The 13,189-nt window shown below is 47.8% G+C and carries 10 protein-coding genes; 7 read left to right on the top strand and 3 right to left on the bottom strand.

Annotated elements, in window-relative coordinates; translation table 11 throughout:
* The first annotated feature begins 309 nt into the window (after positions 1 to 309).
* The 7 genes from PPA03S_RS22450 to PPA03S_RS22420 all read left to right on the top strand — a co-directional run bounded on the left by PPA03S_RS22450 (position 310) and on the right by PPA03S_RS22420 (position 9,396).
* On the top strand, positions 310 to 2,097 hold the full coding sequence (locus tag PPA03S_RS22450; RefSeq protein WP_062326213.1) for a sensor histidine kinase: 1,788 nt from the start codon (positions 310 to 312) through the stop codon (positions 2,095 to 2,097).
* Positions 2,072 to 3,625: a response regulator transcription factor gene (locus PPA03S_RS22445; RefSeq protein WP_062326212.1), complete on the top strand. Its 1,554-nt coding sequence runs from the start codon at positions 2,072 to 2,074 to the stop codon at positions 3,623 to 3,625. Before PPA03S_RS22450 ends, PPA03S_RS22445 begins: the two co-directional genes overlap by 26 nt.
* Before the next feature lie 220 nt (positions 3,626 to 3,845).
* A complete protein-coding gene (locus tag PPA03S_RS22440; protein ID WP_062326211.1) occupies positions 3,846 to 5,132 on the top strand; it encodes an ABC transporter substrate-binding protein in 1,287 nt (428 codons plus the stop codon).
* Between the two features lie 138 nt (positions 5,133 to 5,270).
* Positions 5,271 to 6,173, top strand: a complete 903-nt coding sequence (locus PPA03S_RS22435; RefSeq protein ID WP_062326210.1) for a carbohydrate ABC transporter permease — start codon at positions 5,271 to 5,273, stop codon at positions 6,171 to 6,173.
* A 2-nt stretch (positions 6,174 to 6,175) separates the two neighbouring features.
* Positions 6,176 to 7,015 carry a carbohydrate ABC transporter permease gene (locus tag PPA03S_RS22430; protein ID WP_062326209.1) on the top strand — a complete coding sequence of 280 codons (840 nt, stop codon included), beginning with the start codon at positions 6,176 to 6,178 and terminating at the stop codon, positions 7,013 to 7,015.
* Positions 7,016 to 7,114: 99 nt separating this feature from the next.
* The gene (locus PPA03S_RS22425) at positions 7,115 to 8,314 is read left to right on the top strand and encodes a rhamnogalacturonan acetylesterase (RefSeq protein ID WP_062326319.1); all 1,200 of its coding nucleotides are present in this window, start codon (positions 7,115 to 7,117) and stop codon (positions 8,312 to 8,314) included.
* A 671-nt stretch (positions 8,315 to 8,985) separates the two neighbouring features.
* Positions 8,986 to 9,396: a sensory rhodopsin transducer gene (locus PPA03S_RS22420; protein WP_062326208.1), complete on the top strand. Its 411-nt coding sequence runs from the start codon at positions 8,986 to 8,988 to the stop codon at positions 9,394 to 9,396.
* 77 nt (positions 9,397 to 9,473) lie between these two features.
* Here PPA03S_RS22420 and PPA03S_RS22415 read toward each other — a convergent pair whose 3' ends face one another.
* From PPA03S_RS22415 to PPA03S_RS22405, 3 genes are read right to left on the bottom strand one after another with little or no spacing between them, the layout of a single operon-like run.
* Positions 9,474 to 10,631, bottom strand: coding sequence for a Ger(x)C family spore germination protein (locus PPA03S_RS22415; protein ID WP_062326207.1), 1,158 nt, complete (start codon positions 10,629 to 10,631; stop codon positions 9,474 to 9,476).
* Complete coding sequence (locus PPA03S_RS22410) at positions 10,628 to 12,097, bottom strand: spore germination protein (RefSeq protein WP_062326206.1); 1,470 nt, start codon at positions 12,095 to 12,097, stop codon at positions 10,628 to 10,630. The genes PPA03S_RS22415 and PPA03S_RS22410 overlap by 4 nt, the downstream gene beginning before the upstream one ends.
* Positions 12,078 to 13,184 (bottom strand): GerAB/ArcD/ProY family transporter, encoded by a 1,107-nt coding sequence (locus PPA03S_RS22405; RefSeq protein ID WP_062326205.1) that lies wholly within the window; start codon positions 13,182 to 13,184, stop codon positions 12,078 to 12,080. Before PPA03S_RS22405 ends, PPA03S_RS22410 begins: the two co-directional genes overlap by 20 nt.
* Between the last annotated feature and the right edge of the window lie 5 nt (positions 13,185 to 13,189).

Below are 13,189 nucleotides of genomic sequence, written 5' to 3'. Positions count from 1 at the left end.
CGATTTGCTCCTCTTTGCTTAAACGTTATGATGGATAATCTAAGCATAAAACATATAAATGTTTCTTCCATCGATTGGTCTCTCATTTCCATGGGCCAACTAACATTTTTGTCACATCCATTGTTTGTTGCAGCAACGAGGCATGCTTTTTTTGAAATTAAAGGGTGTATACCTTCGATAATGACCCGAGATGTTGCATAAATATGGCTTGTCATCTGACCATGGATGTGTAAATATGAAAATAACTTACAGTAGATCGAAAACCCTTTCGAATGACAGCACCCTTCGCGAGCCAAAGGAGCGCTTTGAATGAGGAAAATTAAGAACGCTTTCACGACATTGCCCATTCATCACAAAACCATTCTTCTCATCGGACTTTTGATGTTGATCAGTTTCACGTTCTATGTATCTGTCCTCGGATACGTGTTCAGGATCTATGATCGACAGATCTATGAGAAATCGTCACAGGTACTTAATATGTCTTCCGTAGGCATTGAGAATCAACTGCGCGAAATCTCTAATCTATCCTTTAAAGTCATGTCTGACGAGCCGCTCCAGCAATACCTTCTTCAGTTGGGAAAAGCCGAGACGGGATATGAGCAAAATGGCCTGCGTAAAAAAATTACCAACAGGCTGGTCGCATATGCCGGTTCAGAGAAATACGTCTATTCCATGATCTTTATCGATAATGATAATAACATAATGGCAGCTGGGAATCGGGAGGGTGTTTCGGAGGCAAACCAAAAAGAATTGGTTGCACTTGGGCAGCAATATTCAGGCTCCAATGCCTGGTACACGAGTGGAGATCAACAAGCGAGACTGTTGTCTGTTAGACAGGTCAAGTCCTTTACCGGCGGAGCATTTACGCTGGAGAAGCTGGGTACACTCGTAATTTGTGTACGACTGGACCGGATTGTGCAGGATCAGATGCAGCACCCGGCAGAGGATTCACAGCTATTAATTACAGATGGCCGGGAAGTGATCTATCCCACACAATCCACGGTAAGTGAAGAAGAGCTTAACTCGGAATTGAAGCGCACCCAGCCTTACGGGATTGCGATGTTTGAGAAGGGGAGGAATTTCGTCGCCCGTGCGCATTCATCCTATACGGATTGGGTGTATCTGTACATGACTCCCTTTGACCAGATGTTTAAACAGATCCAGTTTGTGAAACAGTTGGTCACGGTTATTTTTATCATGATCTTCCTGGCGGCACTTGTATTTGGAGCGAAATTGTCCAGAAGCATTACACAGCCAATTGCCCAATTAATCAAGAAAATGCGCAATATTGAAAAAGGGGATCTCGATAAACTGGAGGAAGCTGCACTTGGAAACGTTCCGGTATCTTCACAAAATGAGGTCGGATTGCTGCATCGGACGTTCAAGATGATGTTACAGCGGATACGTGAACTTATTGATGAAAATTATGCGAAGCAGCTGGTCATTCGTGAAACAGAATTGAAAGCGCTTCAGGCACAGATTAATCCACATTTTCTATATAACACACTTGAATCGATTAACTGGCTCGCCAAAGTACAGAAACAGCACCAGATTTCCGAAATGGTTGAAGCACTCGGATTTTTGCTGCGCAGCTCGGTGAATATGTCCGAGAAGTGGATCACGCTGGAAAGAGAGCTTGATATCGTTCGCAGTTATGTGACGATCCAGCGCACGCGTTTTGAGGAAAGATTGGATTTTGAGATGGACATTGCTCCCGAAGTCGGGACTGCACGCATCCCGAAGTTAACTTTACAGCCATTGGTAGAGAACGCCATTCATTATGCATTGGAACCAAGTATTGACCCAAGTCGGATTCGGATCAGGGCGAGAGCCGATGGAGCCAACGTTGTTATTGAAGTGGAAGACGATGGTCCGGGCATGACTCCGGAATTTCTGGAACAGTTGCGGGAAGGGCGAATACAGACGAGGGGACAGGGGATCGGGTTGTCGAACATCAAGGAACGGATCAGATTGACCTTTGGCGACGAAGGCGAAATGATCATGAGCAGCAATCCTGGCGCAGGGACCGTAGTATCGATCAGAATACCTTGGATCAGAGAGGACGATGACGATGTACAAAGTGATGCTCGTAGATGATGAACGTGTCATTCTGGAAGGGATTTCGCAGGTCGTGGACTGGGCTGCAGCGGGGACGGAACTGGTGGATACCGCGAGAAACGGAATTGAAGCGCTGGACAAAATCAATCAGTCCAGACCGGATATTATCATTACGGATATATCCATGCCGGGCCTGGATGGTCTTGGACTAATCGAAAAGGCTTCCGAAGCCTATCCTGGACTTCGTTTTATCATGCTGTCTGGCTACAAGGAGTTCGAGTATGCCCGTCGGGCCATGCAATACGGAGTAAAGCATTATCTGCTCAAACCGTGTAATGAGAACCAGATTCATGATGCCCTGGCTGAATTGCTTCAGGAACAGCAGGATGCCCAGGTGAAGGAACATGTGGCAGGAGAGATGAAACAACGGCTGCAGCGAGTGCTTCCGCATGTGAAGGAGCAGTTTCTGTTGGAGTTTATGACCAACCGAACCTATGGGCCTGTTGACCTGGAGTATTATCAGGAGCTGTTTGATCTTGAACTTGAGGCTAACGAAGTTCGACTGCTGCTGTTCCGAATTGCGGATGAACATGATTATAGTCACCTGTTTGCGATCAAAAATATTGCCAGTGATCTGCTGCCTCATGTTCTGTTAAGCACCACCATTGAAGGCAAGCTGTTAATTCTGCTAGCCGACTCTGCCGATCCTGCGAGGCTAAAGGCGAGCATCGAGGAAGTGCGGGCTGCTTTTACCCGACTGTACAAGTTGGAAGTCACGGCTGCACTCAGCGAAGCGGATCGAATGATCCAGTCCCGGCGGTTGTTCCGTGAGGCATTGCAATGTCTGAACCATCGCTTTTTTATTGGCGAAGGCAAGCTGATTACCAAGAATGATTTGGAACTGGCCGGAGAATGCGACGGGGTGCATGTTGAACGTGATGCAGAGCAGCTGTGCCTGTTAATTAAATCAGGCAGCACCGAGGAAGCAGCAGCTGAAGTGGAGCGTTTGTTTGATCTTCTGGCCGGTCAACAGCTTGAAATTGGGGTTACCCGTTCTTATGTGGTGCAGCTGTATTCCGCCATGATCCATGTCTGTCCTCCTGAGGAGGCGGCAGAGTTCACGCAGCGCATGGCAGAGTTGTCCCATATCGACACCTTGTCTGGCTTGAAGTCCTTTGTCGCCGGAAGTGCAGCCCGATTAACCTCCGGTTATTATAAAAACCATATTAGCCGCCAGTCTTCTGCTGTAGAGAAGATGATGGATATCGTGGATCGTCATTACGGTGAAGCGGATCTTTCGCTCAATGGAGTCGCTCACCAGATGTTGTATATGAACCCGGATTATCTTGGTAAAATTTTCAAAAAGGTGACGGGCGAAAACTTCTCCAACTATGTCAATCGTTTGCGTATTGAACGAGCCTGTGATCATATTCGCAGAGGTGGAGATGTAAAGGTATTTGAGCTTGCCGAACTGTTTGGCTTTGGGGGCAACTCGCAATATTTCAGCCAAGTGTTCAAAAAATGGACCGGTATGACACCGACCGAATTCCGTAGAATCGGCATATAACAATTGACTACCGATCATGTAGTCGATATGGGGGAGGACGAACAGTACCATATAGGGTGCTGTTGTCCTCCTCTGTTTTTTGAACCAATAAGACGGTTTTGTGTATTCAACTCTGACCGCACATTTGCGAAAATGACAATATAAAGTTTGTGAAAGCGTTATCAGGAATTAAAAGGTAACTCGTTCACACAATCATTTCAACATAAAAGGGGAGATTGGCATGGTGAAAAAGGCAATATTCCTGATGATGGCCGCATTGCTGGTTTTAACGACGGCATGCAGCAGCAGCAGCGGAGAATCGGGCGGAACGTCTGCGGATGGTTCGGTAACACTTCGTATCGCGTGGTGGGGATCGGATGCAAGGCACGAATACACGCAGAAGGTCATTGACTTGTACAAAGAAAAAAATCCGAATGTCAAAATTGATGTGGAATATGCCTCATTCGATGATTACTGGAAAAAGCTCGCTCCACAAGCTGCCGCGAATCAGCTGCCGGACATTGTCCAAATGGATATTTCCTACATCAGCCAATACGCCCAGAATGGTCAGCTTGAGGATTTAGCGCCGTATTTGGGCAACCAGATCAAAGTGGACGACGTGTCCGAGAACGTTATCAGCACTGGAGTAATCAACGATAAACAATACGGTGTGCCTGCAGGGGTTAACGTATTGGGCTTCCAATATGATCCGGCTTTGCTGAAAAAAGCGGGAGTGGATACTTTCCCGGAAAACTTGACTTGGGAATCTTATGAAGCCCTGGGTAAAGAAACAGCCGCCAAAGGACTGTTCCTGGATGGGGGCGTTGCCCCGGATATTTTCTTCCACTACTTCCTGCGGACCAAAGGATTGTCTCTCTACAATGCAGAAGGAACGGGCCTTGGCTATGACGACGATAAACTGTTTGTGGAGTTCTTCGGATTGATGCGCCGAATGATTGAGCAGGGTGCAGCACCTTCACCGGATGTGGCTAACCAGACAAAAGGCATTATTGAAGAATCGGATTTGGTCAAAGAAAAAGGAATTGGTGTATGGCAATGGTCGAACCAATTTGTAGCCTTGCAGCAGGTAGCCAACCGTCCATTGGAGTTTGCTCCAATGCCTGGACCGGATATGGAAAAAGGATTATACATGCAACCAAGCATGTACTGGGCTGTAACCTCCAATTCGAAGGTGAAGGAAGAGGCTGCCAAATTCATTGATTTCTGGGTGAACGACGTGGAAGCTAACAAACTGATCAAAGGTGAGCGCGGAGTGCCGATTTCCGGCAAAATCAAGGAAGCCATTGCGCCTGAGTTGAGCGAGCCAACGAAACAGGTATTTGACTTTGTAGCGGCCATGGAGCCGAAAGCATCTCCAATGAGCCCGCCTCCACCCGTGGGTTCACCTGAAGTTATCGCTGCTCTGGCGGATGTCGTAGAGGAACTGAACTTTGGCAAGATTACACCGGAACAGGCAGCAGAGACATTCCGCAAAAACGCCGAATCTGTTCTTGCCAACAATAAATAATAGTTGAATGATTGCTTGCTCATCCGCACAACGGGATGGATGGGAATAGGGCTGCTCGCTTCATGCGAGGGCCTTTCCCGTCCTGTAATTTGAATCGGTATGGCGGGGCAAGCATATCAATAAAGGAGGTTCGTTCCGTTGAGGCAGTATTCGTCATTGCGCAGAAATCTAACCGGGTATGCATTTATAAGTCCGTTTATTATCGGTTTTTTGGGCTTTACGCTCATTCCGATGTTTGTATCCCTATACATGTCGTTTACGAGCTATAACCTGTTCACTTCCCCGCGATGGATCGGGATGGACAACTACACCAAAATGTTTTTTGATGATCCGAAGTATTGGAACTCGGTTAAGGTAACGTTCCTGTACGTGTTCATTGGTGTGCCGCTGAGGCTGGTCTTTGCACTTTTCGTAGCCATGATCCTGAATACGGGGTCGCGAATGGTCGGTACGTATCGGACCTTGTACTACCTGCCATCGATTATCGGCGGTAGTGTGGCCGTATCCATTATGTGGCGTAATCTTTTCAGTAATGAAGGTGTCATCAACAGTGCATTAACGGCAATCGGAATTGGACCAATCAGCTGGTTTGGTGATCCAAATGCATCCTTGGTCATGCTGATCTCGCTATCCGTTTGGCAGTTTGGATCTTCCATGCTCATTTTCCTGGCAGGTCTGAAAAACATCTCACCCGAGATGTACGAGGCGGCAGGGGTGGATGGGGCAAACCCCATTCGCAAGTTCTTCGGTATCACCTTACCACTGCTCAGTCCAATCATCCTGTTCAACCTGATTATGCAAACGATCGGTGCATTCATGACCTTCGTACCTGCATATATCATTTCCAAAGGAGAGGGCGGTCCAATGGACGGTACGATGCTCTACTCGCTGTATCTGTTCCGTCAGGCATTTATGTTTAACAACATGGGTTATGCTTCGGCCATGGCCTGGATCATGCTTATTATGATCGGCATACTCACAGTTGCGGTGTTCCTGACATCCAAGTTCTGGGTGTTCTATGAATCTGAAGGAGGGAAGTAACGATGGTTTGGAGAAATGTAAAATGGCCTATTTATCACCTGTTCGTTGCAGCTTTGGCCCTCCTGATGCTCTATCCGGTGCTTTGGATGCTGTTCAGCTCCTTCAAGGAAAGCCGGACCATCTTCGTGACTGCCGAGTCCCTGTTTCCTACGGAATGGATCTGGAGTAACTATGCGGATGGTTGGAAGGGTGCAGGCGGAAGACCGTTTATGGATTATATCACCAACTCGCTTGTTATCGTGGTTATCTCCACCATTGGAGTCGTGTTATCCTCGTCGTTGATCGCTTTCGGTTTTGCGCGGCTCAACTTCAAAGGGCGTAACTTCTGGTTCTCCCTGATGATGCTGACCCTGATGCTGCCCCATGATGTGGTACTGGTACCTCAATATATTATCTTCACCAAGCTTGGGTGGCTGAACACCATTCTGCCGATTGTTGTACCTACCTTCTTCGGGATGCCGTTCTTCATCTTCCTGATGGTTCAGTTCATTCGTACCATTCCGAAAGAGCTGGACGAAGCAGCTACGATTGATGGATGTAACAAGTTCAGGTTGTATGTGCAGATTATTATGCCGCTCATCAAGTCATCACTCGCAACAGCTGCAATTTTCTCCTTCTACTGGAGATGGGAGGATTTGCTTGGTCCAGTGCTGTACCTGAATTCACCGGAGAAATATACCGTATCCATGGCATTGAAAATGTTCCTGGATAGCGAATCGGCTTCGAACTGGGGAGCGATGTTCGCGATGTCCATCGTTAGCCTCGTACCTGTTGTGGCCGTGTTCTTCATTTTCCAGAAACAAATTGTGCAAGGTATGAGCACCAGCGGTTTGAAAGGTTAACAGATATTGTGGATCAAACCCAAGGCGGGATGCTGAACAAGGAGGTTGTTCCTATTGGATCGAGCCCAGGACGATGATCAGGCCGCTGCCGTACAGGCAGTGGCAAAGGGCGTTAGAGAGGCGGTTACCGCCTGGAGGTTTAATTTTGGACCGGCCGTTGGAATCGAGGATGATCCTGCGGGTTACCTGAACATATCCGCTGGTACACTTTATGAAGAACAAAGTGGATACGGATTTGAATCCGGTTCTCTTGTGTATGAGAAACAACGAATTGGTGGAGACGAAGTGACGATTACGAATGTTGCAAACCATGTAATTCAGCGACAGACTAACGTATCTGCCCAGCTGCGTTCAGGCTTCTGCATTCCGCTCAAGGCGTCTTTCATCGTTGATGCAGCCGATGGAACTTATCAAGTATTACTTATCGCAGGAGATGAATTAGCAGAGACAATCACCCGAGTGAATGCAGGCGAGGGTAGATTGATGCTGCCAACCATTCGCACGCTTCCCGGACAATGGGCAGAGGTCCGATTCTCGGTTGTGGTTCGTGGCGGCAAGCTTAGGTTATCCTTCTCGGGTCCCGCGCCCAGAATTAATGCGTTGGAAATCACGCTTGCAAATCAGACGATGACTGTGTTTCTTGCTGGTGATTCCACGGTGACAGATCAGCCGGAGAGCGGGTATCCGTATTGTGGATGGGGACAGCTGTTGCCTGCACAGTTCAAACATGATGTGGCTGTAGATAATCATGCCCAGTCGGGGCGAAGCTCCCGCAGCTTTATTAATGAAGGCAGGCTGGATGGCATTGTAGACCACATGAAGCCGGAAGATTTTTTGTTTATTCAATTTGGACATAACGATGAGAAGCCGGACCCTGAACGGGGGACGGAGCCTTTCACAACATATAAGGAATATTTGAAAAAGTATATTGATGCCGCCCGCGAAGCCAAGGCTCGTCCGGTGCTCGTGACCCCTGTGCATCGGCGATATTTCGCTGATGATGGAACATTGACCGACACCCATGGTAATTATATCGTTGCCGTGCGAGAGCTGGCCGAGGAGGAGGGAGTGCCGCTGATTGATCTGGCTGAGCGCAGCCGTCTTCTGTTCGAGCAGGCGGGAGTTGAGGGCAGCAAAGATGGTTTTATGTGGGTGCTGCCCGGCGAGTTCGTGAACTTTCCAGCAGGCGTGGAGGATAACACGCACTTCCAGGAGCGCGGTGCCCGCCGCCTCGCTGCCCAGGTGGCAGAAGCCATACGCGAGTTGCAACTGCAGCCGCTGCAAATGTATTTGCGATAAGGGCAATAGTAGAGAACCCAATTCCACCCCTAAAGAAGGCTAATCACCGCAGGATTTTAAGTCCTGTGCGTCTGTAATGAGCTAATCCTTATGCTAAATTAAGTGATCCAGATTTTTACTATACCATAATAGCAAAGCGAGTTAACGAAGCAACGAGCATTCCGCAAAGTTGCCCCGTGAACATAGCGAAGGCAATAAGCCTTTAAAAAGCTATGGCGAGCGCTGCAGCGAAGAAGGGTGGAATCGGGGCAGAGGGAGCGAAGCGTCCGCCTTTGGAGCGGGATTTCCCCTGCTGAGGGGGAATGAAAAGAAATCCCGAGCCAACAGCGGCGCGCAGCCCGATCCACCCGCCGAAGCGCCCGCCCCGCGAGCAATGCTTTTATTCAGCGAGTTAACGAAGCAACGAGCATTCCGCAAAGTTGCCCCGCGAACATAGCGAAGGCAATAAGCCTTTAAAAAGCTATGGCGAGCGCTGCAGCGAAGAAGGGTGGAATCGGAGCAGAGGGAGCGAAGCGTCCGCCTTTGGAGCGGGATTTCCCCTGCTGAGGGGGAATGAACAGAAATCCCGAGCCAACAGCGGCCCGCAGCCCGATCCACCCGCCGAAGCGCCCGCCGCGCGAGCAACCATCGTTTTTAACTAATTATTGCATTCGCAAAGGAGGACATATTGGATGACACAAAATCAGACGAGCTCTTCAGCACATAAAACATCTTCTGTAGCGACAGGTCACACCTACTGGGTGATTCCGGATGGTTACATCCCACCGGACAGCTCAGGTACACTGGAGAGTCACGAAAGTATCTGCGTATTGAATACAGGTATAACGGATGCCCAATTGCAAATCACGATCTACTTCGAAGATAGGGAACCACTCGAAGACATCGTGGCTGAGGTACCTGCAAGACGAACCAAGCATATTCGGACGGCCTCGCTGAAATCGGGTGATCAACGGATTCCGCCGGGAGTACCCTATGCAATTACAGTTTCCAGCAATGTTCCTGTAATCATCCAGTACAGTCGTCTGGATTCAACCCAGCCTGAATTGGCACTGATGAGTGTGATGGCTTTTCCGTTGGGATAGATAACATATTGGTACGTAAAAAGCCAAGACGACCATTAGCCTTGCATGAACTGCAGGCCGCTGGTCGTCTTTTGTCACTACTCATTGTATTTATATGTGCTGGCATTAAGGATTTTCACACGAACCTCCACCTTCCCGAGTTTGAATCGTTCGAGTGGATTAGCCCGTTGATAAACTTCCTGTCTCCACAAGGGAAGGTCATGCCGATAGAGGTATTCCGTAAACCCGTATGAATCAATCTTGCGTGACTTGGTTTTCTCAAACGTCTCACGGATTTCGGACTCAATCTGTTTTTCGGCATCCTTTTCCATGGACTGAGGAGAACGGAGAGAGCCGTGATCCTCGATTATGGCACTTTTAACCGAAGTACTCAGGTCAAATGTTATACCATTTCCCTCTTTCCTCGCCTTGATGGTCGTCTTCGGATTGTTGAGCCTGAGAGTCAGGTCAGGTGACTTTCCACCATTCATGTACACGTATAACGGGTACTGATAGACCCGATCATAGTTGACGAATCGTGTACCGTCTGCTTCCTTGCCGTCTACTTTACCCTGATTCTTACCATTGGAAACGACATAGAAGCCATCCATTTTGATAAGCGGAGGCGTTTCATCCCCGTTATACCAGGTCTGATTTTTATTGGTGATGGACGGCAAAAGAATGATCGAAGCAGGCTCCCGGAACCCGTCAAGAAGCTGATGGAGCCGGATCGGTTCGAAGGCAGAATACTGCTTGTACAATTTCATTGGTTCAAACAGCTCGATGGTCTGGGCAGATTGATTCAGCAATGCAGAGGGTGAGAGCACATCCGGGATGTTATGATCTGTACCGTAGATCCATGGTGTATATCTCAACTGGCCTGAATGAAGCAGCGTATTAAAAATATCCTCCATTTGCCCGTCCAAGGCTTTTTTTGATAAAACAATTGCTTTTATATGGGTCCACAACGTTTGCTGCTGTGAAGTTTTATAGAGATCATTAATAGCCATACTAAGCGTCGTACCTTCACCCCGACCTATCCAGATATCACTTGCTTCTCTTGAAGTTGGCCCTTCTTGCTTGGCGATACTGGAGAAATCGATCAACTGGGCATAAACAATGTAGTGATCATCTTCGTAGTCTATTCCTATTGCCGTGATAAAGTTAATACTCTGGACCTCTTTGGCATCCCAGCACCCCGTTAGCAGGATCAAGCAGCCTATAAGCAAACTGCCTAAGGATAACCTTCTTGTCACGGGCGTTTCCTCCGGCGTGTGGAATCCTGAGTATGAAGTACTGCTGGACGTTTGGTCCGTTTCATGGAAGGGCGCATGGATACAGCCTGGCTGAAGTCTCCGGGAATATACGGTGATACGGGGGAGAGGTACGATACGCCATAAGACTCCAAGGAGACAAGGTGCACGAGCAGAGCAAATAATCCAATCATAAATCCAAATAGCCCAAGGATGGAAGAGATAATAAGCATGCCGATCCGAACTTGTGCTGTAGCACCACTAATTACAGTGTTCACCAATATGTAGCTGGAGATGACCGAGATGGCTACTGTGACAATGATGGTAGGAGAAGTGATTCCAGCACGAATAGCTGCATCTCCAATGATGAGTCCACCTACAACACTGACGGTCTGTCCCAAAGCACGAGGCAGTCTTCGACCTGCTTCATTAAACAACTCAAACATAAATATCATCAGAAATGCTTCCAATGTCACTGGCATGGGGAGACCCATACGAGTACCCGAAATGGTGGCGAGCAGAGGCAAGGGAATCTGTTCCACATTGAAACTGGTCAGCCCGATGTAGAAACCAGGAAAGAAGCAGGCGATCAGCAACCCGGAAATGCGCAAAATCCGTTCAAAAGTCACAATGAAAAAAGGAGTGCTCTCGTCTTCGGGTGATTTTAACTGATTAAACAGTGTAGTTGGCGCAATGATGGCTACGGGAGAACCTTCGATAAGTACAGCAAACCGACCATTTAAAAGCGAGTCCACGACATAGTCGGGACGCTCTGTATTATCAGTCAGCGGGAATATACTTCGGATACCTCCCATTACAGCGCGTTCCATAATGGAGGTGCCGAGAATGCCATCAATTTTAATTTGATCAAGATTGCTTCGGGCTTCTTTCAGAATATCCGGGTTAATAATGTCTTTTACATACAACAGGCCGATTGATGTCTGAGTACGACCACCTTTAACATATTTTTCATAACACATCGAAGAGGTCTTCATTCGTTTGCGTACGAGGGCGATATTCACGGAAAGCTCTTCGGTGAATCCATCCCGAGGTCCTTTAATAGACGATTCAATGGCTGATTCTTCCGGGTTTCTGCCTGGAATGTTCGCGATATCCAGACTGCAGGACTGATCGCCGTTTCCGAATATTAGAATTAATTGTCCGCTGAAAATCAAAAGGTTTATATTCTCTACATCTGTGAGATCCTCTATCGGATTCAATGTTAATCCTAATTCTTTGGGATGTGCCACTTCTATAAGTAGAGAATGCTGTTCCAGCCGAGGGATAATAAACTGGTTGATTTGTTTGCCATCGACCAAGCCTTCACAATAGAGCATAATCACCGACAGATCGGTTTCGTCTTTGGCAGGAAAGGTTTGGATAACAACATCGGCGCAGGGATTGAACTGCTTTTCCAAAGAGGCAAGCAGTGTTTCATGGGACGTGGTGTCAATCGTTTGGTGTTCCATGATGTTTCCTCCTCTGATGGCGTGAACTAATGTATGCAACGGTTGTTGCAATCACCGCTAGTCCGCTCAGGTACATGAGATTGAACGGGAATATGTAGTGGACAAGCAGCTTTTCGAATGTCATATCATCCAGAGGGTACATCATGGAAAAGATAAATACGACGGCTAACGAGATACAGCTGATGATCCTTCTGGAGGCTCTCTTAATATTCCAAATTTCGATCACGATATACATGGCAAGGCTTATCCGGATAAAAGAACCAGCCAGCCATTGGTAGATGGAGAAGAAGTCGGTCTGGGCAATATATTTGCCCAAGGAGGCAATTCGCCATTCCTCAAAGGCAGGGTATCGCATTTTGGCTGCCTCAAACGGATCAAATTCCACGATAGCCCCGATGAGTGGGCCAAGTGTCAGTCCCAGAATAATGAACGCAAGCATCAGATACTGCCACACACGTATGCGTTTGGAGAGATGGGGCTGTATGTACCAGATAAATAATAACTCAAACATGCCGGCAAGACTGTAAACGACGCCATGAAGCACGGGATGCCAGCCATGTTCAAGCACAGGCAGCAGACGGCTGTAATCCTTGTATTGTGTATTAACGATAGCGACATAGAAGCCAAGCAGCACAACCAGGGGCAGGATCAATCCTGCTGTGAATGCCAGAGAACGCATTCCTTTATAAGCCGCATAGGCACAGAGAGACATCAGCGCAATGCTTGTAACCAATATGGGCGTCTCTGTCAGGTAATTGGTTTTGGCCCAGGTGGTGGTATCATGCAGAGTAAAGTAGATGATCGACAGAAAAAAGAGGCTGTTCCCGATCCGAAACAGCAGGCCAAGAGGCTTGCCCAGATGGGAAGTCAGCCAATCATGCAGGTTTTGGTGCTGGAGAAAACGAGAGACATAGGCCAGCATTAGAGTGAATAACAGATAAGGAACTGCAGACAACAACACGGATATCCACGCATCTCTTTTGGCCGAAGACAACAGAGCAGGGATGATCAGGACATGGCTAATCAGACCGACAGATAACATGATTAACATCATGGCTTGCAAAAAAGAAGGCTGTGTTGGTTTCATGCTGA

It is taken from the genome of Paenibacillus pabuli NBRC 13638, assembly GCF_001514495.1.
Classification (GTDB): Bacteria; Bacillota; Bacilli; order Paenibacillales; family Paenibacillaceae; genus Paenibacillus; species Paenibacillus pabuli.
Note: the sequence above shows the minus strand (reverse complement) of the source record. Positions and strands in the feature narration are given on the sequence as shown.

What these genes read in the sequence shown, in the direction of transcription:
- PPA03S_RS22450 (WP_062326213.1), top strand. Translation starts at nt 310, where the DNA reads ATGAGGAAAATTAAGAACGCTTTCACGACATTGCCCATTCATCACAAA.
- PPA03S_RS22445 (WP_062326212.1), top strand. Translation starts at nt 2,072, where the DNA reads ATGTACAAAGTGATGCTCGTAGATGATGAACGTGTCATTCTGGAAGGG.
- PPA03S_RS22440 (WP_062326211.1), top strand. Translation starts at nt 3,846, where the DNA reads ATGGTGAAAAAGGCAATATTCCTGATGATGGCCGCATTGCTGGTTTTA.
- PPA03S_RS22430 (WP_062326209.1), top strand. Translation starts at nt 6,176, where the DNA reads ATGGTTTGGAGAAATGTAAAATGGCCTATTTATCACCTGTTCGTTGCA.
- PPA03S_RS22420 (WP_062326208.1), top strand. Translation starts at nt 8,986, where the DNA reads ATGACACAAAATCAGACGAGCTCTTCAGCACATAAAACATCTTCTGTA.
- PPA03S_RS22410 (WP_062326206.1), bottom strand. Translation starts at nt 12,097, where the DNA reads ATGGAACACCAAACGATTGACACCACGTCCCATGAAACACTGCTTGCC.
- PPA03S_RS22405 (WP_062326205.1), bottom strand. Translation starts at nt 13,184, where the DNA reads ATGAAACCAACACAGCCTTCTTTTTTGCAAGCCATGATGTTAATCATG.